We start from the raw sequence: 26,032 nt of genomic DNA, 5'->3' as shown, positions 1-26,032 counted from the left end.
GGATGTATAAATCACTTGTCTAGGACGCTCGTATGGATCGGCGGTAGGGTGGGGTCATGGGACACCGTGAGGATCTGCTCGAAGGCGCCAAGCGCTGCCTGCTGGAGAAGGGGTTCCTGCGTACGACCGCGCGGGACATCGTCAAGGAGTCGGGGACCAACCTGGCGTCGATCGGCTACCACTACGGATCGAAGGACGAACTGCTCGTGCAGGCGTACATCTCGCTGATCGAGGGCGTGGGGGAGAGGTTCGACCCGGGACTCGGTGGCAGGGTGACGGCGCCTCCGGGTTCGCTGGAGCGCTTCCAGGAGGTGTGGGCGAGCATCATCCGCACGGTGCCCGAGTCACGGGCGATCTGGATGCTGAGCTTCGAGCTCATGTTCCAGGACCAGCGGCTGGAGGAGGTCCGCAAGCTGCTGGCCGAGGCCCAGAAGGAGGGTCGCTCGGGGCTCGTGGCGATGTTCAGCGGCGTCCCGGAGTCCGACGTCGAGCAGGCGGCGGTGGACACCGAGGGCCGTCTCTACCAGACCCTGCTCAACGGCCTCATGGTCCAGTGGCTCTTCGACCCGGACTCGGCGACGAACGCGGAGCAACTCACCGAGGGCCTGCGGCGGGTGATCGAGGGCGTCCGAGGAGTCTGAGGCCTGGGCGGCCCGGCAGGGGAACTTCCCGGCCGGATCCGGGCGTCGACAAGATCGTGACGAACATCGACGGCGCCTCCGTGGACGAACTGGCCCGGACCTGGAGCGAGATCCACTACGGCTACGACAGCCACGGCCTCGCCACCGCGCCCCGACCCGCCGACTGCGCCCATGCCGACGACCATCCGGTTCCCCGGTACACCGACTTCCGGCACAGCCTCCCGCAGGTCTACGCCCCCGGCGACTTTCCGGCGACCGAGCACTCCCGCAGCCTGGAGTCGTGGACGTGCCCGCGTTTCACCGCGACGCTCGCCCAGGGACGCGTCAGCGCTCTGGGGAGGTTGGACGCCGAGTGACGCGTCAGAGCCGGGCCGCCTTCAGCGCCATGTGCAGCAGCAGCCGGCACTCGCCGTCGTCCAGGTCCAGGCCGGTCAGCTGCTCGACGCGGGACAGGCGGTAGTACAGGGTCTGCCGGTGGATGCCCAGTTCGGCGGCCGTGCGGCCGGCCTGGCCCGCGCAGTCGAGGTAGACCTCCGCGGTGCGGGCCAGTTCCCGGTGGGCGGGGGAGAGGAGGGGGCCGACCACGGGATCGTGCGCCGCCTGCGGGGGCAGCGCGGTCAGCAGCCGGTACGGCCCGATGCGCGCCCACTCCGCGACCGGCCCGAACCGTGGCTCGGCCAGAGCGGCGCGCGTGGCGGCGGCGGCCTCCTGCCAGACCGTGCCCAACTCGGCGAGGCCGGTACGGGGATCCCCGATCCCGGCGACGCATCCGGCCCCCACGGCGCCCCGGGAGCCCCGGGCCGCTCCGGTGAATCCCGCCGCGGCCGCCGCGGCCACCCGCGCCCCGGCCCCACGCGCCGCGCCACCCGCAGCAGTCACCCCTGCCGCCGCTCCGGTGCCTTCCCCGGACCGGCGCCCGGCTTCACGCCCCACCCCGGCCCCACGCGCCGCGCCACCCGCAGCAGTCACCCCTGCCGCCGCTCCGGTGCCTTCCCCGGACCGGCGCCCGGCTTCACGCCCCACCCCGGCCCCACGCGCCGCGCCACCCGCAGCAGTCACCCCTGCCGCCGCTCCGGTGCCTTCCCCGGACCGGCGCCCGGCTTCACGCCCCACCCCGGCCCCGCCGCCCGCGTCACCCACCGCGGCCGCCCCCGCCCCGGTCCCTGTCCCCGCCCCGCTCCCTGCTCCGCCCGTGGCCCGAGCCCCACGCCCCGCGCTTCCCGACATTCCGCGCCCAGGTGTGCCGGGACCCGGTGCACCCCGCCCCGACGCCCCCCGTGCCCCCTCCGCCTCCTTCAGCAGCCGTGCGGCCGCCGCCAGGGCAGGGGTGCTCACCTCCGGGGCCCGCAGCCGTACCAGCAGGGCCAGGCTCTGTTCCGATGCGTTCCAGGGAAGCGTGCACAGGGCGAGGGCGTGGGGGATCGTGCGGGTGGCGGGGGCGTCGTCCGGGTCGGCCGACGGCCAGGGGGCGACGCAGACCAGGGTGAGCGGGCCGTCGGCGCGGGGGCCGAGCGCGGTGCGCAGTTCCGCCACCGCCATGTCCTGCTGCCAGCCGCGCTCGGCGGTGAGCACCGCCCGCAGCTCCCGGCTCAGCCCGGCCCCGGCCTCCGCCTCGTCCGCGAGCAGCGCGCCGATCCGGCCGGCCACCTCCATCGCGGCGGCCAGTTGCGCGTCCGTCGGCCCGGGATCGCCGTCCAGCAGCCAGACGTAACCGAGGACGACGCCCCGGTGGCGTACCGGGAGGCAGATCCGGCCGCGGTAGACCCCGGCCTCGGGGCTCGGCGGGATCCGCACGGGGCCGGTCGCGCGGGTGATGCCGAAGCCCTCGAACCAGGCGCGCACGGTCGCGGTGGAACGCCGGGTCAGGATCGAGCGGGTGCGGACCGGGTCCAGGGCGGAGGGATCCAGTTCGTCGTCGCTGTCGTACGCGCCGAAGGCGATCAGCTCGAAGTCGCGGTTCTCCAGGGTCGCCGGGACCCCGAGCAGCTCCGAGATCTCGTCCACCAGCTCCTGGTAGTCAGCCCTGAACGCCTTGAAATCCGCCGCCACTCGGGCATTCTCCCTCATTTTCCGGCAGCCTTCATACAGCTGTCTGAGATCCAGTGCACGGATGCGTGACAGCTGTCGATGGCTCACGATCGGAGAGATCCTTAGGTTTCACGGTGGTTCTCCGTGCCGTACCCGAATCGTCGGGTGATGGCCGAATTGGTGCTTGTCTGTGGAGGTGCCCCGTGCTGGGTCCCGTGATTCTCGCCGCGTCGCGCAGCGACCGGATGCGACGCCTGATCTCGGCGGCCCCGGTGACCAAGCAGGTCGTCGACCGCTTCATCCCCGGCGAGACCGTCGACGACATCGTGCCGATCATCAAGGACCTGACCGCCAAGGGCCTGGAGCTGACGATGGACGTCGTCGGCGAGGACATCACCACCCCCGAGCAGGCCACCGCCGCCCGGGACGCCTACCTCGAGCTGATCGACCACCTCAAGGAGCTGCAGCTCGGCGAGAAGGTCGAGATGTCGGTCAAGCTGTCCATGTTCGGCCAGGCGCTCCCCGGCGGTCACGAGCTGGCGCTCGCCAACGTCCGACCGGTCGTCGAGGCCGCCGCCGCCATCGGTACCACCGTGACGCTGGATGCCGAGGACCACACCACCCTCGACTCGATGTTCGCCATCCACGAGGAGCTGCGGAAGGACTTCCCGCAGACCGGCTGCGTCATCCAGGCCTACCTCTTCCGCACCGAGGCCGACGCCCGCCGCCTCGCCGCCGCCGGCAGCCGGGTCCGCCTGGTCAAGGGCGCCTACAAGGAGCCCGCCGAGGTCGCCTACCAGCAGAAGCACGAGATCGACAAGGCGTACGTCCGTGTCCTGCGGATCCTGATGGAGGGCGAGGGGTACCCGATGATCGGGTCGCACGACCCGCGCCTGATCGCCATCGCCCAGGAACTGGCCCACAAGGCCGGCCGCAAGCTCGACGAGTACGAGTTCCAGATGCTGTACGGCATCCGGAGCGACGAGCACCTGCGCCTGGCCGCCGAGGGCCACCGCATGCGCGTCTACACCGCCTACGGCACCGACTGGTACGGCTACTTCATGCGGAGGCTCGCGGAGAAGCCGGCCAACCTGCGCTTCTTCCTCCGCTCGATGGTCAGCAAGGGCTGAGCCCCAACACCCGCTCAAGATCAAGGAGTTCGGATCTCATGGACGCTGTGACCCAGGTCCCCACCCCCGTCAACGAGCCGGTGCACGGCTACGCCCCCGGCTCGCCCGAGCGCCTCCGGCTGGAGGCCAAGCTCAAGGAGCTGGCCGAGAACCCGATCGAGCTGCCGATGACCATCGGCGGCGAGAAGCGGCTGGGCGGCGGTGAGCCGTTCCAGGTGGTCCAGCCGCACAACCACAAGGCCGTCATCGGCACCGGCCGCCACGCCACGCAAGCGGACGCCCGGGACGCCATCGACGCGGCCCTGGCCGCCGCCCCGGCCTGGCGTGCCATGTCCTTCGACGACCGCGCCGCGATCATCCTGCGCGCCGCCGAGCTGCTGGCCGGCCCCTGGCGCGAGACGATCGCCGCGTCCACCATGCTCGGCCAGTCGAAGACCGCCCAGCAGGCGGAGATCGACACGCCCTGCGAGCTGGTCGACTTCTGGCGCTTCAACGTCCACTACGCCCGCCAGATCATCGCCGAGCAGCCCCCGGCGAACTCCCCGGGCGTGTGGAACCGCCTCGACCACCGCCCGCTCGAGGGCTTCGTCTACGCGATCACGCCCTTCAACTTCAGCGCCATCGCGGGCAACCTGCCGACGGCCCCCGCCCTCATGGGCAACGTCGTCGTCTGGAAGCCGTCCCCGACGCAGACCCACGCGGCCGTGCTGCTGATGCAGCTCCTGGAGGAGGCCGGCCTCCCCAAGGGCGTCATCAACCTCGTCACCGGTGACGGCATCGAGGTCTCCAAGGTCGCCCTGGAACACCGCGACCTCGCCGGCATCCACTTCACCGGCTCGACCAAGACCTTCCAGTATCTGTGGAAGACGGTCGGCACCAACATCGAGAAGTACCGCTCGTACCCGCGTCTGGTCGGCGAGACCGGCGGCAAGGACTTCCTGGTCGCCCACCCGAGCGCCGACCGCGCGGTCCTCAAGACGGCCCTCACCCGGGGCGCCTTCGAGTACCAGGGCCAGAAGTGTTCGGCGACCTCCCGGGCGTACATCCCGGCGTCGATCTGGAACAGCGGCTTCAAGGAGGAGTTCGCGGCCGAGGTCGACTACCTGACCATGGGTGACGTCACCGACCTGTCGAACTTCATCGGCGCCGTGATCGACGACCGCGCCTTCGCCAAGAACAAGGCCGCGATCGACCGCGCCAAGGAGGACCCGGCCTGCACGATCGTCGCGGGCGGCTCCTACGACGACTCGGTCGGCTACTTCGTCCGCCCGACGGTCATCGAGTGCAGCGACCCGGAGAACGAGGTCTTCCGCACCGAGTACTTCGGCCCGATCCTCGCCGTGCACGTCTACGAGGACGACAAGTACGACGAGATGCTGACCCAGATGGAGTCGGTGTCGGACTACGCCCTCACGGGCTCGGTCATCGCGAACGACCGCGCGGCGGCGGCGTACACGATGGAGAAGCTCCGCTACGCGGCCGGCAACTTCTACATCAACGACAAGTCGACCGGCGCCGTCGTCGGCCAGCAGCCCTTCGGCGGCGGCCGCGCCTCCGGCACCAACGACAAGGCCGGCGCCCCCCAGAACCTCCTGCGCTGGACCCTGACCCGCGCCATCAAGGAGACCCTGGTCCCGCCGACCGACTACTCCTACCCGCACATGGGCTGATCGCCGGCCCCTCCCGAGCGACGGGCCGGGAAGCCTGACACCGAGCAGGCTTCCCGGCCCGTTTCCAACTCCCGGCGGTCACGCCGCGGCGGCCCGGGGGTGTGGGACATGTCCGGAGACCTCGCCGCGCGGCGACACCGCGAACCTCCTCGTCCGGCTCGGTTCACGGGATAGTGGCGCCATGACCGTTCGCCTGCGTACCGCCCACACCGCCGACCTCGGTCCCGGCGAACTGCGCGCCGTGCGGGCCCTGTTGGACGAGGCGTTCGGCGGAGACTTCTCCGACGAGGACTGGGATCACGGGCTCGGAGGGATGCATGTGATGGTCCAGGGCAGGGGCGGACTCGTCGCGCACGGGGCCGTCGTGATGCGCCGGATCCGCCACCGCGGGCGCTGGCTGCGGGCCGGGTACGTGGAGGCCGTCGCCGTACGCGCCGACGTGCGGCGGACCGGGCTCGGAGCGCGGGTGACGGCGGAGCTGGAGCGGGTGATCGACCGGGCCTACGACCTCGGCGCGCTGGCCGCGAGCGACGAGGGCGCCCCGCTGTACGCCGCCCGGGGCTGGCAGCGGTGGGGCGGGCAGGTGCACGCCCTCTCGCCGGACGGGATCGTACGGCTGCCGGAGGAGGAAGGGGGCGTGTACGTGCGCCCCGCGCTCGCCGGGCCGCTCGACCCGGCCCGGGAGCTGGTCCTCGACTGGCGTGACGGGGACATCACCTGAAGGCGCGTCACGCCGTAGCGTGAACCAGGATCTTGCCCGTGTTCCCGCCGCGCAGCATCAGCAGGAACGCCTCCACGATCCGCTCGAACCCCTCCACCACCGTCTCGTCCGCCACCAGCGCCCCGCTGCGCAGATGCGGTACGGCGAAGTCGTACAGCTCTTCCTGTGCGTCCCGGTGGTCCTTCACCAGGAAGCCCTCGATGCGCAGGCTCTTCTCCACGACGTCGGCGTGGTTGAACACGACCGGCGGGGCGTCGGGGGTGTTGTACTGGCTGACCGTGCCGACCCGCACCACCCGGCCCCTCTCGCGCAGTGCGCCGATCGCCGCGCCGAGCTGGTCGCCGCCGACGTTGTCCACGAAGACGTCGATGCCGGCGGGCGCCGCCGCGGCCAGCAGGTCGGCGGCCGGGGCGGTGCGGTAGTCGAAGGCGGTGTCGTAACCGACCTGTTCCGTCAGGTACTTCACCTTCTGCGCGGTGCCCGCGCTGCCGATCACCCGGCCGGCGCCGAGCAGCCGGGCGAAGCGGCCGGCCGCCGTGCCGACCCCGCCCGCCGCGCCGGAGACGAACACGTCCTCGCCCTCGCGCAGCCGGGCGATCCTGGTCAGGGCCACGTACGCCGTCAGGCCCGTGCCGCCCAGCACGCTCAGGTACGCCGACAGCGGGACGCCCGGGTGGTGCGGGAGCCGTCCGGCCTCCTCCGGGCGGACCACCGCGTGGGTGCGCCAGCCCTGGCGGTGGAAGACCACCGAGCCCTCCGGCAGGGCCGGGGTGCGGGAGGCGACCACCCGGCCCAGGGTGCGGCCCTCCAGCGGGGCGTTCAGCGCGAAGTCCCCGTCCATCATCTCGCGGTGGTAGGGGTCCACGGACCACAGCAGGTTCTCCACCAGGGCGGTACCGGGCGCCGGTTCGGGCACCGGGGACTCGGCGAAACGGAAGTGGTCGGGGGTGGGGAAGCCGGTGGGGCGGGCGGTCTGCTGCACGGTGAGCGCGATCTCGGTCATGGCAGGGGACGGTAGGCAGGAATGCGGGGGGTGGGCAGGGGGTTGGGCTCATGGAACGCGCCGGTCCATGAATCCGGCTCATATGTGCAGGTGGGGAGCCCGCAGTGACGGCAACAGACCTTGGCCCGCAGGAACTGCGCATCCTCGTCGCCGTGGCCGACGAGGGCGCCTTCTCCGCCGCGGCCGCACGGCTCGGGGCCACCCAGTCCGCCGTCTCGCACGCCGTGCGCGGCATCGAAGGGAAGCTGGGCGTCGTGCTGTTCGAGCGCGGGCGGTTCGGTGCGCGGCCGACGCCCGCCGGGGAGCGGGCGGTGGCCCACGCGCGACGGGTGCTGCGCATGCTCCAGGCACTGGCCGCCGAGGTCCGCGGGGCGGACACCGGTGAGATCGCCGGGCCGCTGCGGATCGCCGCCTTCCGCGGCGCCGCCCTGCATCTGCTGCCGGCGGCCCTGGAACGGCTCGCCGAGCGGCACCCCGGCATCGAGGTGACCGTCGCCGTCGTACGGGAACTGGGTGCCGGCACCGCGGGCGAGGTCGCCGCCGGCCGGGCGGACCTCGGGATCGCCACCCTGAGCGGGCCGCCGCCGGCCGGGCTGGTCGGCGGGGAGCTGCTGAAGGAGCCGTACTCCCTGGCACATCCGGCCGGGCACCCCGACCCGCGCACCCTGCCGCTCGTCGACTGGGCCGAGAACTGCGGCTCCTACACCCGTGCCTGGTGGGCCGCGCAGGACTGGATCCCGGCGGCGACCGTCACCGCCGAGGACGACGGAGCGGTGCTGTCGATGGTGGGCAGCGGGCTCGGCATGGCCATCATGCCCGCGCTCTCCCTCACCGGGGCGCCGCCCGCCGTCGGGATCACCGACCTCGGGCCGGAGCGGCCGTACCGCTCCGTCGGTTACGTCACCACCCCCGAACTCGCCACGACGACCGCCGTACGGGCCCTGATCCGCACCCTGCGGTCGCTCGGCGGGGCGTCACCCGAACGCACGAAGCCCCAGCTCAGAGCGGTGTGACGCGGTCCACTGTCTCAGATAGTAGGAAGTCCGAGTAATTGTGGAGACAGGAGCGCGCCGCTCCCTTAGCTTTGTAGGAGCCGAACGTCTCGCTCGATCAAGCGAATGGCGGTCGTGAGCCGGGCCCGGTGCAGGCAACCCCTGCGGCCCGTGGCTCCCCGCCCCATCCGGCGTCTCGTAACCCCTCATTGCCGTGCTCCGTGTTTGCCGAAGGAGTCGATTCCCATGGCCGAGACGACCGTCCGCCGCCGAGTCCGCCACGTGTCCCGTGCGAGCGAGTCCGACCGCAAGAACGCCGCCGCCGCCCTCCAGCGCGCCCTCGACCGCCGCGACAACGGCGGCGAGACCGGCCACTGAGCCCTCGCGTGCGCCGTCCGCGCCGTCCCGGCCCGTCCATATGCCGGACGGGCCGTGTCATCACCTGGGACGAGGAGTAGGGTGCCCGCATGTCTCGCAGCATCAATCTCGCAGTGATCCCCGGGGACGGCATCGGACAGGAAGTCGTGTCCGAGGGTCTCAAGGTCCTCTCCGCCGTCCTGCCGCAGGATGTGAAGCTGGAGACCAAGGAGTACGACTTCGGCGCGAAGCGCTACCACGCCACCGGTGAGACCCTCACCGACGGCGATCTCGCCGCGCTGAAGCAGCACGACGCCATCCTGCTCGGCGCCATCGGCGACCCGTCGGTGCCGTCCGGCGTCCTGGAGCGCGGCTTCCTCCTCAAGCTCCGCTTCGCCTTCGACCACCACGTCAACCTGCGCCCGTCGAAGCTCCTCCCCGGCGTCGCCACCCCGCTCGCCGGCCAGCCGGAGATCGACTTCGTCGTGGTCCGCGAGGGCACCGAGGGCCCCTACACCGGCAACGGCGGCACGATCCGCACGGGCACCGAGCACGAGGTGGCCACCGAGGTCTCGGTCAACACCGCCTTCGGTGTCGAGCGCGTGGTCCGCGACGCCTTCGCCCGCGCCCAGGCCCGCCCGCGCAAGAAGCTCACCCTCGTCCACAAGAACAACGTGCTGACCTTCGCCGGTCACCTGTGGACGAACATCTTCAACAAGGTGGCCAAGGAGTTCCCCGAGGTCACCACCGACTACATCCACGTCGACGCGGCGACCATCTACCTGGTCACCGACCCGGGCCGGTTCGACGTGATCGTCACCGACAACCTCTTCGGCGACATCATCACCGACCTCGCCGCGGCCGTCTCCGGCGGCATCGGCGTGGCCGCGAGCGGGAACGTCAACCCCGCCCGCGAGTTCCCCTCGATGTTCGAGCCGGTCCACGGTTCCGCGCCCGACATCGCCGGACAGGGCAAGGCCGACCCCACCGCCACGGTTCTGTCCGTCGCCCTGCTGCTGCGCCACCTCGGCTACGACAGCGAGGCCGACCGCATCGACGCGGCCGTCACCGCCGACCTCACCGAGCGCGCCGCGCTGGGTGCCCGCAGCACCTCGCAGATCGGCGACGCGCTCGCCGCCCGAGTAGCCGGCTGACCCGGCGCTCCACCACGAGAAGCCGCCGGGTCGGACGACCACCCGGCGGCTTTCCCATGTCCCCGCCGGGTGCCACCATCGACCCCTGGGCCGCTTTCACCCCCATTCCTTCCGCCGTGGGCCCCGCGCGATAATCGGACGCGGAGCCGCGGTATGAGGGAAAGCTCGGACGTCCTAACACTGGCAGGTCGCAGTGACGGGGCGTGAGCGCGGCCCGTCACTACAACCGGTGAAGGACAACCACTCATGACGACGCCCACGATCGAGCTCAAGCCCTCCGCCAGCCCCCTCGCCGCCGCAGAGCGCGAGGCGATCCTGGCCAACCCCGGGTTCGGCCGCCACTTCACCGACCACATGGTGACGATCCGGTGGACGGAGGGCCGCGGCTGGCACGACGCCCAGCTCGTCCCGTACGGCCCGATCTCCCTCGACCCCTCCACCCACGTCCTGCACTACGGCCAGGAGATCTTCGAGGGACTGAAGGCCTACCGCCAGCCCGACGGCTCGATCGCGCTGTTCCGCCCCGAGGCGAACGCCCGCCGCTTCCGCAACTCCGCCCGCCGCATGGCCATGGCCGAGCTGCCCGAGGAACTCTTCATCGCGGCGCTGGACGCGCTGCTCACCCAGGACGCCGACTGGGTCCCGCCGCACGGCGGCGAGCAGTCCCTGTACCTGCGCCCGTTCATGTTCGCCACCGAGGCCGCGCTCGGCGTGCACCCGGCGAACGAGTACCTGTTCATGCTCATCGCCTCGCCCTCCGGCGCCTACTTCGCCGGCGGCGTCAAGCCGGTCACCATCTGGGTCTCCGAGGACCACGTCCGTGCCGTCCCCGGCGGCACCGGCGACGCCAAGACCGGCGGCAACTACGCCGCCTCGCTGCTGCCGCAGGCCGAGGCCGCCGCGCACGGCTGCGACCAGGTCGTCTACCTCGACGCGGTGACCCGCACCAAGGTCGAGGAGAGCGGCAGCATGAACGTCGCCTTCGTCTACGGCGACCGGATCGTCACCCCCGCCCTGACCGGCTCGATCCTGGAGGGCATCACCCGCGACTCCCTCCTCCAGGTCGCCCGCGACCTCGGCTACACCGCCGAGGAAGGCGTGGTCACCCTGGAGCAGTGGCGCGCGGACGCGGCCTCCGGTGCCCTCACCGAGGTCTTCGCCTGCGGCACCGCCGCCGTGGTCACCCCGATCGGCCACGTCAAGACCAAGACCGACGCCTGGACCCACGGCGACGGCACCCCCGGCGAGGTCACCCTCCGCCTGCGCGAGGCCCTGCTCGGCATCCAGCGCGGTGTGACGGAGGACAAGCACGGCTGGATGCACCGCATCGGCTGAACCTTTCGGCCGGCGGTGCCCGACGACCCAGGTCCGGTTCGGTACCGCCGGTCACCGCCGTACGGGCCGAGCGCGCCGTCGCGGCGGAGACATGGGGGCGGCGGGCAAGGGGGCCGCAAGCAAGGCGGGGCGGCGGCCAAGGCGGGGCCGCGGGTAAAGCGGGGCGCGGACGAAGCGGCGCGGCGGGAACACAGGTGCGGTTGGAGCGCGGGGCGTCTGGGTATCCACTCATCCCGCGGGGGGCGCGTGCCCCGGTGCGCACGGGGGACGGGGGAGGCACCGCAGGTGAACGCTTGGTCGCCGGTACCAAGGCTGCGCTGGTTACTGCGCACGTTACGCACCCCGCGCCGCCCCCAGAGCCTCACCGCGCTGGCGGCCCTCACCGGCTGTGCCGCCCTGCTGCTGTGGACGGCTCACGGCATGGACTCCTACCAGCAGAACCTCGCCCTCAACCTCGGCACCGACCTCGTCGGCGTGGTCATCACCGTGTTCGTGATCGGCCCGCTGATCTCCCGTGCCCAGGAGGGCCGGGTCCGGGAGCACACCCGGCTCGACTACGAGTGGTTCGCCTCCCAGGTGCACGGCGCGACGGCCTGCGTGAAGGTGCTGGACACCTTCTCCAACCTGTTCGGGCCGCAGTTCTCCGAGCGTCTCTTCCGGGGGATCAGGGCGGCCACCGGGCAGGGCGCGCGGGTGCAGATCCTGCTGCTGGACCCCGACTCGCTCGCCGTCATCCTGCGCGGCCGTGAACTGGGCGAGCAGAGCGCCGACATCCGCCGCGACATCATGCGCAACCTGCGCACCCTGGACCACTTCGCGCGCCGCCTGGACGACACCTCCCGCGCCCTGCTGGAGGTCCGACTGTGCCAGACGTCCCCCGGTGTCACCCTCTACCGCTGGGACGAGCGCTGTCTGGTCTCCTTCCTCACGGTGGGCCGGCTGTCCGGCGAGGGCGTCCAGCTGGAGGTCGCCGTCCGCTCCCCGCTCGGCACCTTCGTGGAGCAGCGCTTCGACGAGCTGTGGCGGCAGAGCAAGCCCATGGAGCACTTCACCCGGCTGCCGCTCACCCTGGTCGACGCGTCCGACGGCCGCCGGGAGTTCCGCTGCCACTTCGTGTACGTCGAGGATCGCCTGTACGTCGCCGGGTCCGACCTTGTGTCGTACATGGCCCGCCACCGCCTCGACCAACTCTCCGCCTACAGCGAGTCCTTGACCGCGCCGGGTGCCCACGAGCTGATCGTGGTCGACGACGAAAGTCCCCTGCACGCGCTCCTCATCCAGCACTTCGCGGAGAAGTACGATGCGTCGGCGACCGCCTTCGTGGAGTTGCGGCCGCCGGTCCTGGTCACGGAATAGAGGCCCTGGCACAGATGAGTTCAGCGCACCACCCCGCACCGCACGTGGACCCCCGGTTCCGCGCCTTCACCGCCCGTGACCTGGACGGACTGCTGGGCCGGGTTTCCCTGCCGCCCGCGGAACGGCTGGCCCTGCGGGCCGTGGCCGCGGTCCTGCCCTTCCGCACGAACTCCTATGTCGTGGACGAACTGATCGACTGGTCGGCCGTCCCCGACGACCCGGTCTTCCGGCTGACCTTCCCGCAGAGCGGCATGCTGCCCGCGCACGACGTGCGCCGGATGGCTGACCTGCTGGCGCGGGACGCGCCGGGTGCCGAGGTCCGGGGCGCCGCGCACGAGATCCGGATGCGGCTCAACCCGCACCCCTCCGGCCAGCTCGACGCCAACGTCCCCGTGCACGAGGGCCACCGTCTGACGGGTCTTCAGCACAAGTATCCCGAGACGGTGCTGATCTTCCCGCGGCAGGGCCAGACCTGCCATGCCTACTGCACCTACTGCTTCCGCTGGCCGCAGTTCGTCGGCGAGTCCGAGCTGCGCATCGCCACCGACGACATCGCCGCCACCAGCGCCTATCTGCGCGCCCACCCGGAGGTGAGCAGCACGCTCATCACCGGCGGCGACCCGCTGGTGATGAGCACCGAGGTGCTGCGCCGCTATGTGGAGCCGCTGCTGGAGATCGACACCGTCCGCTCGGTCCGGATCGGCACCAAGTCGCTCGCCTTCTGGCCGTACCGCTTCCTGACCGACCGGGACGCCGACGACCTGCTGCGGCTCTTCGAGAAGGTCGTCGCGAGCGGCCGCCACCTGGCGCTCATGGCCCACTTCACGCACCCGCGGGAACTGCGCCCGCCGGTGGTGCGGGAGGCGATGCGCCGGGTGCGGGACACCGGCGCCGTGATCCGCTGTCAGGGCCCGCTGGTCGCCGGGATCAACGACAGCGCCGAGGCGTGGGCGGAGCTGTGGGAGGAGACGACCGCGCTGGGGGCGGTGCCGTACTACCAGTTCGTGGAGCGGGACACCGGCCCGCAGGGCTACTTCGGGGTGCCGCTGGCCCGCGGTCACGCGATCTTCCGTGCCGCCTACGCCCGGGTCTCCGGGCTCGCCCGGACGGTGCGCGGACCGGTGATGTCGGCCATGCCGGGCAAGGTCTGTGTGGACGGCGTCGCCGAGGTGGCGGGCGAGAAGGTCTTCGTCCTCCACCTCATCCAGGCCCGCGACCCCGAGCTGGTCGACCGCCCGTTCTTCGCCGCGTACGACGAGGGCGCGACCTGGTTCACGGACCTGAAGCCGGCCTTCGGCGCGGACCGCTTCCTGCCGGGGCTGGAGGTGGGGTGAGAATGACGGCTTCGTCGCCTCAACCGGCGGTCGCGTTGCTCTCGCTCGCCGTCGCCTTACTCGTGGCACTGGTGGTCGGCTTGATCGCCATCTTGGTCAAGGTCGGTTCGGGAGACCGGATCCTGGACTGCCTTCCGGCCGGCGGAATAGCGTTTACCGCGTCAATCGGCGTGACGATTCCGTCACTGACCGCGGTGGGTCTACTCGGGCGCTGAGTTCGACGTGCCCGGCCCCGGCATGGACCGCGGCCGGGCCGGACCCGAGCGCCAGGTACACCAGCCCCCCGACCGCGCCCGACAGCAGGAAGCTGCAGTCCACCCCGCCGGTCAGGTGCAGCAGCGGGCCCTGGTACGACGGCAGGGACACCCCGAGCAGGCCCACACCGGCGCCCACGGCCCAGGAGACGGTCGCCCGGATGTTCCAGCCCGCCTTGTACCAGTAGATCCCGCCACGCGAACGGCGGTTGAAGACCTGCAGGGCGTCGGCGTCGTACACACCGCGGCAGCGGGCGAATCCGATGAGGGTGATGACCGCCCACGGCGTGCCGATGGCGGTGAGGAGCAGGACGAAGGACGTCATCGCGGACTGCGCGTTCCAGGCGTAGTGGCCGACGAACACGCAGGCCGTGGCGACGATCGCGACCGTGTAGGTGGCGCGGGCACGGGAGGCCCTCGGCAGGATCGCGTCCAGGTCCAGGCCCATCGAGTACAGCATCAGACCGGCGTTGCCGACCGAGCCCGCCGAGGCGGACAGCAGCAGCGGGACCAGGTACCAGGTGGGGGAGGCCTGCACCAGCGGACCGGCGTAGTCGAGGGCCGCGTGGGCGCCGTACGCCGTGAACGTGCCGAACAGCTGCGGCACCAGCAGGCCCAGGGTCAGGCCGGCCCACGTGGCCCGCAGGACGCGGCGGTTGGAATGGCGGGCGGGGGAGATGTAGCGGGTGTAGTCGCCGAGCAGCGTGATGAACGCGATGGGACCGGACAGGCCCGCGGCCACGGCCGACAGGAACCAGGTCGGCCAGAAGGAACCGAGCAGATATCCGCCCGCCTGGGGCAGCGCCGCGGTGGTGAAGTGCGGGGCGTAGGCGAGGACGCCGAGCACCAGCAGGACGGTCATGCCGATGGACAGCACCTTGGACATGTTCAGCAGCACCCGGTAGCCGTACACCGCGCCCGCGACCGTGGCACCGGCGAGCAGCGCGTAGACGACGGCGTACGACACCCCGTCCGCGGGCAGCCCCACCATCCGGCCGAGCACGCCGATCATCACGTCGCCGCCGATCCACACCGTCAGCGCCGTGTAGCCGAGGGCGAGCAGCAGGCCGACGACCGAGCCGACCAGCCGGCCCCGGACGCCGAACTGGGCTCCGGAGGAGGTGGAGAGGTTCGTCGCGGTGCGCAGGGAGATGAGGGCCAGCGGGGCCGTCACCGCCGTGCCGACGATCGTGCCCGCGACGATCGCGCTCACCGACGCCCACCAGCCGAGGCCGAAGGACGGCGGCAGCCAGCCGAAGATGATCACTCCGAGGCAGAGGTTGGAGCCGAGCAGGATCGAGACGAGGTCGCGCGGACCGCTGGTCCGCTCCTCGTCCGGGATGGTGTCGACTCCGCGCTGTTCTATCGGCATGGCTGGTCTCCTTCGACTCCCGCCGGTTCGGTTTGAGCGACGTTCAATGTGACGTGAGCCCTCGCCCCGGGTCAATGCTTCAGTTTCACGAATTCTGTGTTTAGAGTGATGTTCTAAAGTGTGGAAGGCAAGGAGGTGCCGCGTCGTGAGACTGACCCCCACGGAACGTGACCGGCTGCTGCTCTTCGGGGCCGCCGAGCTGGCCCGGGCCCGCCGGGCGCGCGGTCTGAGGCTGAACGTGCCGGAGGCGACCGCGCTGATCGCGGACACCGTGTGCGAGGCGGCCCGGGACGGCAGGCGGCTCGCCGAGGCCATCGAGGCGGCCCGGTCCGTGCTCGGTCCGGAGGACGTGCTGCCGGGGGTCGCCGACGTGGTCACCGAGGTGATGGTCGAGGCGGTCTTCGACGACGGCTCCCGGCTCGCGGTGGTCTCCGACCCCATCGGCGGCGGCCTGGGGCAGGACGCTCCGGGTGCGCTGCTGCCGGGGCCCCAGCACGCCGACCCGGGGCCGGCCGTCCGGCTCACCGTCACCAACACCGCGACCGTGCCGGTCTCCGTCACCTCGCACTTCCACTTCTTCGAGGCCAACCCGCGCCTGGACTTCGAGCGCCACAAGGCCTACGGCATGCGCCTCGCCGTACCCGCCGGGTCCTCGGTCCGCTTCGGGCCGGGCGAGAGCGAGGAGGTCGGGCTCGTCCCGATCGGCGGCGACCGGATCGCGATCGGCTTCGCCGGGCTGGTCGACGGACCGCTGGACGCGCCGGGCGCGAAGGAAGAGGCCCTGCGCAGGGCCGCCGCCTGTGGATACCTGGGAGCGACGACGGACGGAGGTCAGGAGCGATGAGCCGCTCGAAGGGGCGCGAGGTGAGCCGGGCGATCCACATCGACCCGCACGCCTACGCCGCCACGCACGGCCCCCGCGCCGGCGACCGCATCCGCCTCGGTGACTCCGGGCTCACCGTCCGCGTGGAGTCCGACTCCCAGCGCTACGGCGACGAGTTCCTGGCCGGCTTCGGCAAGACCGCCCGCGACGGACTGCACCTGAAGGCCGCCGCCGTCCGCGAGACCTGTGACGTCGTCATCAGCAACGTGGTGATGATCGACGCCGTGCAGGGCATCCGCAAGGTGTCGATCGGCATCCGGGAGGGCCGGATCTGCGCCATCGGACGCGCCGGCAACCCCGACACCCTCGACGGCGTCGATGTCGTGGTCGGCACCGGCACCTCCATCGTCTCCGGAGAGGGCCTGATCGCCACCGCCGGAGCCGTCGACACCCACGTCCACCTGCTGTCGCCGCGCATCATGGAGGCCTCCCTGGCCTCCGGCGTCACCACGATCATCGGGCAGGAGTTCGGCCCCGTCTGGGGCGTCGGCGTCAACTCGCCGTGGGCCTTGCGCCACGCCTTCAACGCCTTCGACGCCTGGCCGGTCAACATCGGCTTCCTGGGCCGGGGTTCCTCCTCCCACGACGCGCCGCTGATCGAGGCGCTGGCCGAGGGCGGCGCGAGCGGCTTCAAGGTGCACGAGGACATGGGCGCCCACACCCGCGCCCTGGACACCGCCCTGCGCGTCGCCGAGGAGCACGACGTCCAGGTCGCCCTGCACAGCGACGGCCTGAACGAGTGCCTGTCCGTCGAGGACACCCTGAGGGTGCTGGAGGGCCGCACCATCCACGCCTTCCACATCGAGGGCTGCGGCGGCGGACACGTGCCCAACGTGCTGAAGATGGCCGGCGTCCCGAACGTCATCGGCTCCTCCACCAACCCCACCCTGCCCTTCGGCCGGGACGCGGTCGCCGAGCACTACGGCATGATCGTCTCCGTCCACGACCTCAAGCCCGACCTGCCCGGCGACGCCGCCATGGCCCGCGACCGCATCCGGGCCGGCACCATGGGCGCCGAGGACGTGCTGCACGACCTGGGCGCGATCGGCATCACCTCCTCCGACGCCCAGGGCATGGGCCGGGCCGGTGAGACGGTCCGCCGTACGTTCGCCATGGCCGGCAAGATGAAGGCAGAGCTGGGCCCGCTGGAGGGCGACGGCGACGGCGACGACAACGCCCGCGTCCTGCGCTACATGGCCAAGCTGACCATCAACCCGGCCATCGCGCACGGACTTTCGCACGAGGTCGGCTCGATCGAGACCGGCAAGCTCGCCGACATCGTGCTGTGGCGCCCGGAGTACTTCGGCGCCAAGCCGCAGCTCGTCCTCAAGGCCGGCTTCCCGGCCTACGGCGTGGTCGGCGACCCCAACGCGGCCACCGACACCTGCGAACCCCTCGTCCTCGGACCGCAGTTCGGCTCGTACGGCGCCACGGCCGCCGACCTCTCGGTGGCGTTCGTCGCCCGGGCCGCCGTGGAGCAGGGGGGCGACCGGATGCCCACCCGTCGCCGCCGCGTCGCCGTGCGCGGCACCCGGGGCATCGGCCCGGCCGACCTGCGGCTGAACGCCCGTATCGGGGCGGTCGACGTCGACCGGCGCACCGGTCTGGTCACCCTCGACGGCGAACCGCTGCGCTCCGAGCCCGCCGACTCCGTCTCCCTCAACCGTCTGTACTTCCTCTAAGGATCACCATGTCTGCTGCCGCCGACGGCTTCCGCATGCCCGCCGAGTGGACCCCGCACGAGCGCACCTGGATGGCGTGGCCGGGTCCCAACCCGACCTTCGACGACCCGGACGACCTCGCCGCCTCCCGCGCCGCCTGGGCCTCGGTGGCCCGCGCGATCCGCCGCTTCGAGCCGGTGACCGTGGTCTGCGGCCCCGGCCAGTCCGCCGAGGCCCAGGAGCTGCTCGGGCCGGACATCGGCACCGTCGAACGGGACCTGGACGACGCGTGGATGCGGGACATCGGCCCCACCTTCCTCACCAACGGCAAGGGTGAACTGGCCGCCGTGGACTGGACGTTCAACGGCTGGGGCGCCCAGGACTGGGCCCGCTGGGAGCACGACGCCAAGATCGCCGCGTATGTCTCCGACCTCGCGGGCGCGAGGACGTACGCCTCTAAGCTGGTCAACGAGGGCGGTGCGATCCACGTCGACGGCGAGGGCACGGTCCTGCTGACGGAGACCGTCCAGCTCGGCCCCGAGCGCAACCCGCACTGGTCGAAGGAGGAGGTCGAGGCGGAGATCCACGCCCAGCTCGGCACGAGCAAGGCGATCTGGCTGCCGCGCGGCCTGACCGGTGACTATCCGCCGCACGGCTTCGGCACCCTGGGCCACGTGGACATCGTCGCCGCCTTCGCCCGCCCGGGTGTCGTGGTGGCGCACTCCCAGCCGGACCCGGCCCACCCCGACCACGAGGTCACCAGGGAGGTCATCGGCATCCTGCGCGCCCAGACGGACGCCAGGGGCCGCAGGCTGGAGGTCGTCGAGGTTCCCGCCCCGACCGTCCTGGAGGCCGACGGCCACTGGGCCGACTACTCCTACATCAACCACTACCTCTGCAACGGCGGCGTGGTGCTGTGCGGCTTCGACGACCCGCGCGACGAGATCGCCGCCGGGATCTTCCGCAGGCTCTTCCCCGAGCGGACCGTGACCCTGGTGGACGCGCGTACGATCTTTGCGGGTGGGGGCGGCATCCACTGCATCACCCAGCAGCAGCCGAAGGTCTGAGCGTGTTCTTGAGCATGTAGGAGTCAGGGATGGCCGGTGCGGCACGGGCGCGGAGGAACGCGCCGCCGCGCGAGGAGGTACTCGCCGCCGCCATGGACATGATCGCCGAGCGCGGTCTGGAGAAGCTCACCATGGCGGCGCTCGGCCGCGAGGTCGGGATGAGCAGCGGCCATCTCCTGTACTACTTCCGCTCCAAGGACGAGCTGCTGCTGCAGACCCTGGAGTGGAGCGAGGGGCGGCTCGGCACCGAGCGCGGCCGCCTGCTGACCCGTCCCGGGACGGCGCGCGAACGTCTGTCCGCGTACGTCGACCTGTACGTCCCGGACGGCCACCGCGACCCGCACTGGACGCTCTGGCTGGAGGTCTGGAACCGCTCGCAGAACGCGGACGACCAGGCGCGCGCCCGGCAGGTGGCGATCGAAGGGGCGTGGCACAGGGACCTGGTCGCGCTGATCGCCGAGGGCGTCTCACGGGGCGAGTTCCGCACGGTGGACGCCGACCGCTTCGCGGCGAGGTTGCGTGCGCTGCTGGACGGGTTCTCCATCCACGTGGCGATCGGACTGCGCGGCACGGACCGCGACCAAGTCCTGGTTCACGTAAGGGAGTTCCTCGCCGACTCCCTCCTGGTGCCGGCCGGGTAAAGGAATCGTTCGCTCCGGTGCCGGGCATGTACCGGCGCATGGGACGACAACACTGGAAGAAGATCTGGGTCGGTTCGGCGGGCAACATGGTCGAGTGGTTCGACTGGTTCGTGTACGCGAGCTTCGCCACCTACTTCGCCGGCGCGTTCTTCCCGAGCGGCAATCCCACCGCCCAGCTCATGAACACCGCGGGCATCTTCGCGGTCGGGTTCTTCATGCGGCCCGTGGGCGGCTGGCTGCTGGGACGAGTGGGCGACCGCAAGGGCCGTAAGGCGGCGCTGACGCTGACCGTGACGCTGATGTCGGCCTCGGCGATCCTCATCGCCGTCGCCCCGACCTACACGGTCGCCGGCTACGGCGGCGCGCTCGTGCTGCTCGTCGCCCGTCTGCTGCAGGGTCTGTCGGTCGGCGGCGAGTACGCGGCCAGCGCCACCTATCTGACCGAGGCCTCGGACCCGAAGCGGCGCGGGTTCGCCTCCAGCTTCCAGTACGTCTCCATGACCGCCGGGCAGATCGTCGGCCTCGGCCTGCTGATCATCCTGCAGCGGACCATGTCCGACAGCGCCCTGCACGGCTACGGCTGGCGCATCCCGTTCGTCGTCGGCGCCCTCGGCGCCGCCGTCGTCTTCTATCTGCGCCGCAGCATGCTGGAGACGGAGCTGTACGAGGAGGACACCTCCCACGCCGAGGAGCGCGGCACCCTGCGCGCCCTGTGGCGGCACCGGCGGGAGGCGTTCCTGGTCGTCGCACTCACCATGGGCGGCACGGTCGCGTACTACACGTACACCACCTATCTGACGAAGTACCTGTCCAACTCGGCCGGACTGCCCAAGGAGACGGCGACGCTCGTGTCCTTCACCGCGCTGATCGTCTTCGCCGCGCTCCAGCCGCTCGCCGGCGCGCTGTCGGACCGGATCGGCCGCCGCCCGTTGCTGATCACCTTCGCGGTCGGCTCCACCGTCCTGACCGTGCCGATCATGACCCTGCTGAGGCATGCGGGCAGCTTCTGGCCGGCCCTCGGTCTCGCCCTGCTCGCGCTGGTCGTCGTCACCGGCTACACCTCGATCAACGCCTGCGTGAAGGCCGAGCTGTTCCCCACCGGGGTGCGTGCCCTGGGCGTGGCCCTGCCGTACGCCGTCGCCAACGCCCTGTTCGGCGGCACCGCGGAATACGTCGCCCTGTGGTTCAAGAAGGCCGGCATCGAGTCCGGCTTCTCCTGGTACGTGGCGGGCTGTGCCGCCGTGTCCCTCGTGGTGTACGTCACCATGCGGGAGACGAAGGACCTGGACCTCGCCCGGGGGAGGGACCGTACGGATCCCAGTCTGACGACCGCATCCTGAGACGGTCCGTGAGCCGGGGGCGGGGCTGTGCCAGACTGCCCCCGTGCTCTCGTTCGCCATGATTATTGGCAGCAGGCGCGCCGGTCCGCAGTGACCACCTCGTACGACCAGGTGCGGGTGGCCACCGTCGTCCTCGACCCGCGCGCAGACCTCTCGCACCCGCGAGGGGTTTTTTCGTTTTCCGGCCCACCTACAGCCGGGAGCGGTGCGCGAGGGACCATTGGGGGGACGGTGGAGCCGGTCATTCCGGTAAGACCGAAGATCCACAACAGGAGCCTTGAGACCATGACCGAGACGGCAACCAGCGAGCTCGACGACTCGTTCCACGTCTTCGACACCACGCTGCGCGACGGCGCGCAGCGCGAGGGAATCAACCTCACCGTCGCGGACAAGCTCGCCATCGCACGGCACCTGGACGACTTCGGCGTGGGCTTCATCGAGGGCGGCTGGCCCGGCGCGAACCCCCGTGACACCGAGTTCTTCGCCCGCGCGCAGGCGGAGATCGACTTCCGCCACGCCCAGCTGGTCGCCTTCGGCGCCACCCGCCGCGCCGGCGCGAAGGCGGCCGAGGACCACCAGGTCAAGGCGCTCCTCGACTCGGGCGCCCCGGTGATCACCCTGGTCGCCAAGTCGCACGACCGGCATGTGGAACTGGCGCTGCGCACCACGCTCGACGAGAACCTGGAGATGGTCCGCGACACCGTCTCCTACCTCCGCGAGCAGGGCCGCCGGGTGTTCGTGGACTGCGAGCACTTCTTCGACGGCTACCGCGCCAACCCCGAGTACGCCAAGGCCGTCGTCCGTACGGCGGCAGAGGCCGGCGCCGACGTGGTGATCCTCTGCGACACCAACGGCGGCATGCTGCCCGCCCAGATCCACGCGGTCGTCGCCACCGTGCTCGCCGACACCGGCGCCCGGCTCGGCATCCACGCCCAGGACGACACCGGCTGCGCGGTCGCCAACACCCTGGCCGCCGTCGACGCGGGCGCCACCCACGTCCAGTGCACGGCCAACGGCTACGGCGAGCGCGTCGGCAACGCCAACCTCTTCCCGGTCGTCGCCGCCCTGGAGCTGAAGTACGGCAAGAAGGTCCTGCCCGACGGCAAGCTCCGCGAGACGACCCGGATCTCGCACGCCATCGCCGAGGTCGTCAACCTGACCCCCTCCACCCATCAGCCGTACGTGGGCGTGTCGGCCTTCGCGCACAAGGCCGGGCTGCACGCCTCCGCGATCAAGGTCGACCCGGACCTGTACCAGCACATCGACCCCGAGCTGGTCGGCAACACCATGCGCATGCTGGTCTCCGACATGGCGGGCCGCGCCTCGGTCGAGCTCAAGGGCAAGGAGCTCGGCATCGACCTGGGCGGCGACCGGGAACTGGTCGGCCGGGTGGTCGAGCGGGTCAAGGAGCGCGAACTCAAGGGCTACACCTACGAGGCGGCGGACGCGAGCTTCGAGCTGCTGCTGCGGGCCGAGGTCGAGGGCCGCCCGCTGAAGTACTTCGACGTCGAGTCCTGGCGGGCGATCGTCGAGGACCGCCCCGACGGCACCCACGCCAACGAGGCGACGGTGAAGCTGTGGGCCAAGAGCGAGCGGATCGTCGCCACGGCGGAGGGCAACGGCCCGGTCAACGCCCTCGACCGGGCGCTGCGCGTGGGCCTGGAGAAGATCTACCCGCAGCTCGCCAAGCTGGACCTGGTCGACTACAAGGTCCGCATCCTGGAGGGCGTGCACGGCACCTCCTCCACCACCCGGGTGCTGATCTCCACCTCGGACGGCGCCGGCGAGTGGTCCACGGTCGGCGTGGCGGAGAACGTGATCGCCGCGTCGTGGCAGGCGCTGGAGGACGCGTACACGTACGGCCTGCTGCGGGCGGGCGTGGAGCCGGCGCAGTAGTCACAGTGGAGGTATGAGCACAGACGCGAGCGACCTGCTGTGCCGGGCCCGCGTGGCGACCCGGCTGCCCGCCGGGGACCTGGAGCGGGCCCGGCGCTTCTACGCCGACAAGCTCGGCCTGGAACCCGTCGACGAACGCCCCGGCGGGCTGCTCTACCGGTGCGGCGGAACCGACTTCGTGGTGTTCCGCTCCACCGGGACCTCGCCGGGCACCTTCACCCAGATGGCCTTCGAGGTGGACGACCTCGACGCGGTCGTGGCGGAGCTGCGGCGCCGGGGCGTGGTCTTCGAGGAGGTCGACCTGCCCGGCCTGCGCACCCAGGACGGCATCGCCGAGATCGAGGGCAACTATCTGAGCAAGGGGGCACGGGGGGAGCGGGGCGCCTGGTTCCGGGACAGCGAGGGCAACCTGCTGGGGGTGGGCCAGCCGGTCCGCAGATCACCGGAGCCCTTCTTCCGCTAGGCCGCCGCATGCGCCGGGCTCAGGGCGCCCGCCAGATGTTGTCGAAGGCCACGTTCTCGATCCGCCGCCGCTCGCGTACGGCCTCCAGCTCGGTCACCGCGTCGCCGACCGCCACCAGCACCGTGACCACCGCCTCGTCGCCGGGCTCCTCCTCGGGCGGCCGCTCGCCCTGGATGCCCAGGGTGGCGGCGAGCCCGGCGAGGACGGGCTCGCGGGACCACCAGCGGTCGGCGGCGTGCCGGCGGGCCGGGGTGTCGGCGGCCGCCGCCTTGTCCGCCCGGTGCGGCCAGCGGTGCCGCTTGCCGGAGAGCTGCCCGGAGGTGTCCAGGACGTCGCGGTAGGCCGTGGCCAGCCCCTCACCCCGGCGCCACAGCCAGTCCTCGACCGTCTCGTACGGCTCCTCGCGCACGAGCGCCGCCCCGGCCTCGTCGAGCATGCGGTCACCGGTGGTCAGCACCGGCCCGGGCACGATGCGCTCGCCGTCCAGGGTGAACGCCCGCGCGCCGAGCAGGTCGATCAGCTCGGCCCCGGCGAGAGCCAGTGACAGATCACCCGGCTCGACGGGGTGATCCCCGGGCACGTCGAGGCTGACGAGGAACAGATCCTGCGGTGTGGTCATACCACCACCATGGGCCGTGGAGGGCCGACGCGCAGCACGGCGCGCACGGCACTTTCCGGCCGAACGGAGGTCCAGGGGGCGGAGCCCCCTGGCGGGGCAGCACTACCGCAGCTGCCACTTCTGGTTGGCGGCCCCCGTGCACGACCAGATCTGCGCCCGCGCCCCGTTCGCCGACGAGTTGTCCGTCACGTCGAGGCACTTGTTCGCGGCGAGGTTCACGACATCCCCGGTGGAGGCGTTGTACGACCACTGCTGTGCCCCGCTGCCGTTGCAGTCGTACAACTGCACCTTCGCCCCGTCCGCCGTCGACCCCGACGTCACGTCCAGGCACTTGCCCAGCGCCTGGATCGACCCGTCGGCCGTCACCGCCCACTGCTGGGCGGCGGTGCCGTTGCAGTCGTAGAGCTGTACGGCCGTGCCGTTGGCGCTCGAACCGCCGGCGACGTCCAGGCACTTGCCGGCCAGTCCGACGAAGGAGCCGGTCCGCGCGCCACCGCCGGACTGGGTGCCGGACCAGGTGAAGGTGGCCGAGGTCCTTCCGGGCAGCGAGTAAGTGGCGTGCTCCGAGCCCCAGTCGATGGTCACGGTCTGCGCCGAGGCGGAGCCGTTGTACGCGATCAGCGCCTTGCTGCCGTCGGGGTTGCGCCAGGCCACGTTCGGCACGGTGGTGGACGCCGTGGAGGCGATCCGCTGGGCGCCCGGCCGCACGAACTTGGTCAGGTGGCCCATGTCGTAGTACTCGACGGTGTAGTCCACCGTCCCGCTCGCGCCGTCCCCGTTGTGCACGGTGATCAGCCCGGTGCAGGTGCCGCAACCGCCGTTGTGCGGACCGCCGTTCTGGTCCACGGCCAGCGACCACTTGGTCACCGACTTCGCCCAGTTGCGGGTGTAGTCGACGATGTTGGACATGTCCTCGCGCTGCTGGTCGGCGATCCAGGTGCCGCCGGAGTGCTCGGTGCCGAAGGCGTCCAGCGACGGGTACTGGTTGTGCACGGTGGTCTGCTTGGTGACGTCACCGCCGTAGCCGTGCCAGGCGATCCCGCCGAAGTTGGGATGGTCGCGGATCGCCGGGTCGTCGACGCTCTGGGCGGCGTAGGAGTCGTAGGTGTCCCAGTTCCAGTCGTGGGCCAGCACCTTGGTGCTCAGCCCCGCCGACTGCAGCTGCGGCAGCAGGTCGTTCTTGAGGAAGTACTGGATGCCGGACGCGTTCCAGCTCATCGAGGGGTAGCCGGAACAGCAGGTCGGCTCGTTCTGCGGGGTCACGTACGACACGTCGATCCCCTGGTCCCTGTACGCCTGGAGGTACTTCACGAAGTACGAGGCGTACGCGCCGTAGTCCTCGGCCTTGAGCCAGCCGCCGTTGAGCGAGCCGCTGTCCTTCATCCAGGCCGGCGCGGTCCACGGCGAGGCCATCACGGTCAGCGACGGGTTGAGCTGGAGCGCCTGCTTCGTGAGCGGCACGACGTCGGCGAGGTCGTGGGCGATCGAGAACTTCGCCAGGGACGGGTCCGTCTGGCCGGCCGGCACGTCGTCGTACGTGTAGCCGTACCGCGCGAGGTCCGAGGCGCCCATCGGGTTGCGCAGGAACGACAGGCCGATGCCGTCGGTCGGTGAGAACAGCTTGCGCATGGTCGCGTCCCGGGTCGCCGGGGACAGCGCGCCGCTGCTGTTCATCAGCCAGGCCGCGGTGTCCGTGAAGGACGCGCCGCCGCCGGTGAAGGTCTGGTAGCGGGTGTTCTCGTCCACGGTGATGGTCGTGCCGCTGCCGCCGGTGCCGGACTGGAAGGCGAACGGCGTCTGCGGCTGCAGGCCGCGTACGACATGCCGGCCGGCGGAGTCGTCGGTGGTGGTGAGCCAGGCCGTGACCTGCTCGCCGGCCGCGTGCGCGGGGGGTACGGCGGCGGTGACGCCGGCGGCGGAGAGCAGCCCGGCCAGCAGCAGCCGGACCGCGCGGGGGGTTCTCCGGGTTCTTCTCATGGTGCGTCGCCCTTCCTCTCGGGTCGACAGAACGGGTGGGGGGTGCGACTGACGTACGGTCTTGACGGGTTGATGAGCTGTTAGTTAACTCACGGCGTGATCTAAGCCATGAGTGAACCACGAGAGCCGAGGGAAGGT

23 protein-coding genes are annotated in these 26,032 nt (G+C 71.4%); 18 read left to right on the top strand and 5 right to left on the bottom strand.

Annotation, left to right across the window (positions count from 1 at the left end; all coding sequences use genetic code 11):
• The first annotated feature begins 56 nt into the window (after positions 1–56).
• Entirely contained in the window at positions 57–641 is a 585-nt protein-coding gene (locus FB563_RS06585) for a TetR/AcrR family transcriptional regulator (RefSeq protein ID WP_055708149.1), read from the top strand.
• 56 nt (positions 642–697) lie between these two features.
• Positions 698–997, top strand: a complete 300-nt coding sequence (locus FB563_RS06580) for a hypothetical protein (protein ID WP_055708150.1) — start codon at positions 698–700, stop codon at positions 995–997.
• 4 nt (positions 998–1,001) lie between these two features.
• Here the strand turns inward: FB563_RS06580 and FB563_RS06575 are convergent, their stop codons facing one another.
• Positions 1,002–2,690 carry a PucR family transcriptional regulator gene (locus tag FB563_RS06575; protein ID WP_425281728.1) on the bottom strand — a complete coding sequence of 563 codons (1,689 nt, stop codon included), beginning with the start codon at positions 2,688–2,690 and terminating at the stop codon, positions 1,002–1,004.
• A 182-nt stretch (positions 2,691–2,872) separates the two neighbouring features.
• Here FB563_RS06575 and FB563_RS06570 point away from each other — a divergent pair, with 182 nt between their 5' ends.
• The 3 genes from FB563_RS06570 to FB563_RS06560 all read left to right on the top strand — a co-directional run bounded on the left by FB563_RS06570 (position 2,873) and on the right by FB563_RS06560 (position 6,190).
• On the top strand, positions 2,873–3,799 hold the full coding sequence (locus FB563_RS06570; RefSeq protein ID WP_055709666.1) for a proline dehydrogenase family protein: 927 nt from the start codon (positions 2,873–2,875) through the stop codon (positions 3,797–3,799).
• A 38-nt stretch (positions 3,800–3,837) separates the two neighbouring features.
• Positions 3,838–5,469, top strand: coding sequence for an L-glutamate gamma-semialdehyde dehydrogenase (pruA, locus tag FB563_RS06565; RefSeq protein WP_055709667.1), 1,632 nt, complete (start codon positions 3,838–3,840; stop codon positions 5,467–5,469).
• Between the two features lie 181 nt (positions 5,470–5,650).
• A complete protein-coding gene (locus FB563_RS06560) occupies positions 5,651–6,190 on the top strand; it encodes a GNAT family N-acetyltransferase (RefSeq protein WP_055709668.1) in 540 nt (179 codons plus the stop codon).
• Between the two features lie 7 nt (positions 6,191–6,197).
• Here the strand turns inward: FB563_RS06560 and FB563_RS06555 are convergent, their stop codons facing one another.
• Positions 6,198–7,193 carry an MDR family NADP-dependent oxidoreductase gene (locus FB563_RS06555; RefSeq protein ID WP_142218531.1) on the bottom strand — a complete coding sequence of 332 codons (996 nt, stop codon included), beginning with the start codon at positions 7,191–7,193 and terminating at the stop codon, positions 6,198–6,200.
• A 104-nt stretch (positions 7,194–7,297) separates the two neighbouring features.
• Here FB563_RS06555 and FB563_RS06550 point away from each other — a divergent pair, with 104 nt between their 5' ends.
• From FB563_RS06550 to FB563_RS06525, 6 genes are all read left to right on the top strand, one after another.
• Positions 7,298–8,206: a LysR family transcriptional regulator gene (locus tag FB563_RS06550; RefSeq protein WP_142218530.1), complete on the top strand. Its 909-nt coding sequence runs from the start codon at positions 7,298–7,300 to the stop codon at positions 8,204–8,206.
• A 225-nt stretch (positions 8,207–8,431) separates the two neighbouring features.
• Entirely contained in the window at positions 8,432–8,563 is a 132-nt protein-coding gene (locus FB563_RS44885) for a hypothetical protein (RefSeq protein WP_107100810.1), read from the top strand.
• Between the two features lie 89 nt (positions 8,564–8,652).
• A complete protein-coding gene (locus FB563_RS06540; RefSeq protein WP_055710597.1) occupies positions 8,653–9,696 on the top strand; it encodes a 3-isopropylmalate dehydrogenase in 1,044 nt (347 codons plus the stop codon).
• Positions 9,697–9,942: 246 nt separating this feature from the next.
• Positions 9,943–11,031 carry a branched-chain amino acid aminotransferase gene (locus tag FB563_RS06535; RefSeq protein WP_142218529.1) on the top strand — a complete coding sequence of 363 codons (1,089 nt, stop codon included), beginning with the start codon at positions 9,943–9,945 and terminating at the stop codon, positions 11,029–11,031.
• Between the two features lie 285 nt (positions 11,032–11,316).
• A complete protein-coding gene (locus FB563_RS06530; RefSeq protein WP_142218528.1) occupies positions 11,317–12,387 on the top strand; it encodes a hypothetical protein in 1,071 nt (356 codons plus the stop codon).
• A 14-nt stretch (positions 12,388–12,401) separates the two neighbouring features.
• Positions 12,402–13,721 (top strand): KamA family radical SAM protein, encoded by a 1,320-nt coding sequence (locus FB563_RS06525; RefSeq protein WP_055703429.1) that lies wholly within the window; start codon positions 12,402–12,404, stop codon positions 13,719–13,721.
• A gap of 153 nt (positions 13,722–13,874) precedes the next feature.
• Here FB563_RS06525 and FB563_RS06520 read toward each other — a convergent pair whose 3' ends face one another.
• Positions 13,875–15,347 (bottom strand): cytosine permease, encoded by a 1,473-nt coding sequence (locus FB563_RS06520; protein ID WP_055703430.1) that lies wholly within the window; start codon positions 15,345–15,347, stop codon positions 13,875–13,877.
• A gap of 145 nt (positions 15,348–15,492) precedes the next feature.
• On the opposite strand from FB563_RS06520, the gene ureA reads away from it, so the two are divergent.
• The 7 genes from ureA to FB563_RS06485 all read left to right on the top strand — a co-directional run bounded on the left by ureA (position 15,493) and on the right by FB563_RS06485 (position 23,298).
• Positions 15,493–16,191 (top strand): urease subunit gamma, encoded by a 699-nt coding sequence (gene ureA, locus FB563_RS06515; RefSeq protein WP_055703431.1) that lies wholly within the window; start codon positions 15,493–15,495, stop codon positions 16,189–16,191.
• Positions 16,188–17,912, top strand: coding sequence for an urease subunit alpha (locus tag FB563_RS06510; RefSeq protein ID WP_055703432.1), 1,725 nt, complete (start codon positions 16,188–16,190; stop codon positions 17,910–17,912). Before ureA ends, FB563_RS06510 begins: the two co-directional genes overlap by 4 nt.
• 8 nt (positions 17,913–17,920) lie before the next feature.
• On the top strand, positions 17,921–18,958 hold the full coding sequence (locus FB563_RS06505; protein WP_055703433.1) for an agmatine deiminase family protein: 1,038 nt from the start codon (positions 17,921–17,923) through the stop codon (positions 18,956–18,958).
• A gap of 29 nt (positions 18,959–18,987) precedes the next feature.
• Complete coding sequence (locus FB563_RS06500; protein ID WP_055703434.1) at positions 18,988–19,599, top strand: TetR/AcrR family transcriptional regulator; 612 nt, start codon at positions 18,988–18,990, stop codon at positions 19,597–19,599.
• 38 nt (positions 19,600–19,637) lie between these two features.
• Positions 19,638–20,939, top strand: a complete 1,302-nt coding sequence (locus tag FB563_RS06495; protein WP_055703466.1) for an MFS transporter — start codon at positions 19,638–19,640, stop codon at positions 20,937–20,939.
• Positions 20,940–21,224: 285 nt separating this feature from the next.
• Positions 21,225–22,835, top strand: coding sequence for a citramalate synthase (cimA, locus tag FB563_RS06490; RefSeq protein ID WP_055703435.1), 1,611 nt, complete (start codon positions 21,225–21,227; stop codon positions 22,833–22,835).
• Between the two features lie 13 nt (positions 22,836–22,848).
• Positions 22,849–23,298: a VOC family protein gene (locus FB563_RS06485; RefSeq protein WP_055703436.1), complete on the top strand. Its 450-nt coding sequence runs from the start codon at positions 22,849–22,851 to the stop codon at positions 23,296–23,298.
• A 19-nt stretch (positions 23,299–23,317) separates the two neighbouring features.
• Here FB563_RS06485 and FB563_RS06480 read toward each other — a convergent pair whose 3' ends face one another.
• Both FB563_RS06480 and FB563_RS06475 read right to left on the bottom strand, forming a co-directional pair.
• Positions 23,318–23,917, bottom strand: a complete 600-nt coding sequence (locus FB563_RS06480; protein WP_055703437.1) for a GOLPH3/VPS74 family protein — start codon at positions 23,915–23,917, stop codon at positions 23,318–23,320.
• 102 nt (positions 23,918–24,019) lie between these two features.
• On the bottom strand, positions 24,020–25,894 hold the full coding sequence (locus FB563_RS06475; protein ID WP_055703438.1) for a lectin: 1,875 nt from the start codon (positions 25,892–25,894) through the stop codon (positions 24,020–24,022).
• Positions 25,895–26,032: the final 138 nt, after the last annotated feature.

It is taken from the genome of Streptomyces puniciscabiei, assembly GCF_006715785.1.
Lineage (GTDB): Bacteria > Actinomycetota > Actinomycetes > Streptomycetales > Streptomycetaceae > Streptomyces > Streptomyces puniciscabiei.
The sequence above is the reverse complement of the archived record's forward strand: the minus strand, read 5'-3'. Positions and strand labels throughout refer to the sequence as shown.

Bases quoted from the DNA above. Each gene is read 5' to 3' on its own strand.
- FB563_RS06585 (WP_055708149.1), top strand. From the start codon at position 57: ATGGGACACCGTGAGGATCTGCTCGAAGGCGCCAAGCGCTGCCTGCTG.
- pruA (WP_055709667.1), top strand. From the start codon at position 3,838: ATGGACGCTGTGACCCAGGTCCCCACCCCCGTCAACGAGCCGGTGCAC.
- FB563_RS06560 (WP_055709668.1), top strand. From the start codon at position 5,651: ATGACCGTTCGCCTGCGTACCGCCCACACCGCCGACCTCGGTCCCGGC.
- FB563_RS06555 (WP_142218531.1), bottom strand. From the start codon at position 7,193: ATGACCGAGATCGCGCTCACCGTGCAGCAGACCGCCCGCCCCACCGGC.
- FB563_RS44885 (WP_107100810.1), top strand. From the start codon at position 8,432: ATGGCCGAGACGACCGTCCGCCGCCGAGTCCGCCACGTGTCCCGTGCG.
- FB563_RS06540 (WP_055710597.1), top strand. From the start codon at position 8,653: ATGTCTCGCAGCATCAATCTCGCAGTGATCCCCGGGGACGGCATCGGA.
- FB563_RS06535 (WP_142218529.1), top strand. From the start codon at position 9,943: ATGACGACGCCCACGATCGAGCTCAAGCCCTCCGCCAGCCCCCTCGCC.
- FB563_RS06525 (WP_055703429.1), top strand. From the start codon at position 12,402: ATGAGTTCAGCGCACCACCCCGCACCGCACGTGGACCCCCGGTTCCGC.
- FB563_RS06520 (WP_055703430.1), bottom strand. From the start codon at position 15,347: ATGCCGATAGAACAGCGCGGAGTCGACACCATCCCGGACGAGGAGCGG.
- FB563_RS06510 (WP_055703432.1), top strand. From the start codon at position 16,188: ATGAGCCGCTCGAAGGGGCGCGAGGTGAGCCGGGCGATCCACATCGAC.
- FB563_RS06505 (WP_055703433.1), top strand. From the start codon at position 17,921: ATGTCTGCTGCCGCCGACGGCTTCCGCATGCCCGCCGAGTGGACCCCG.
- FB563_RS06500 (WP_055703434.1), top strand. From the start codon at position 18,988: ATGGCCGGTGCGGCACGGGCGCGGAGGAACGCGCCGCCGCGCGAGGAG.
- FB563_RS06495 (WP_055703466.1), top strand. From the start codon at position 19,638: ATGGGACGACAACACTGGAAGAAGATCTGGGTCGGTTCGGCGGGCAAC.
- cimA (WP_055703435.1), top strand. From the start codon at position 21,225: ATGACCGAGACGGCAACCAGCGAGCTCGACGACTCGTTCCACGTCTTC.
- FB563_RS06485 (WP_055703436.1), top strand. From the start codon at position 22,849: ATGAGCACAGACGCGAGCGACCTGCTGTGCCGGGCCCGCGTGGCGACC.
- FB563_RS06480 (WP_055703437.1), bottom strand. From the start codon at position 23,917: ATGACCACACCGCAGGATCTGTTCCTCGTCAGCCTCGACGTGCCCGGG.
- FB563_RS06475 (WP_055703438.1), bottom strand. From the start codon at position 25,894: ATGAGAAGAACCCGGAGAACCCCCCGCGCGGTCCGGCTGCTGCTGGCC.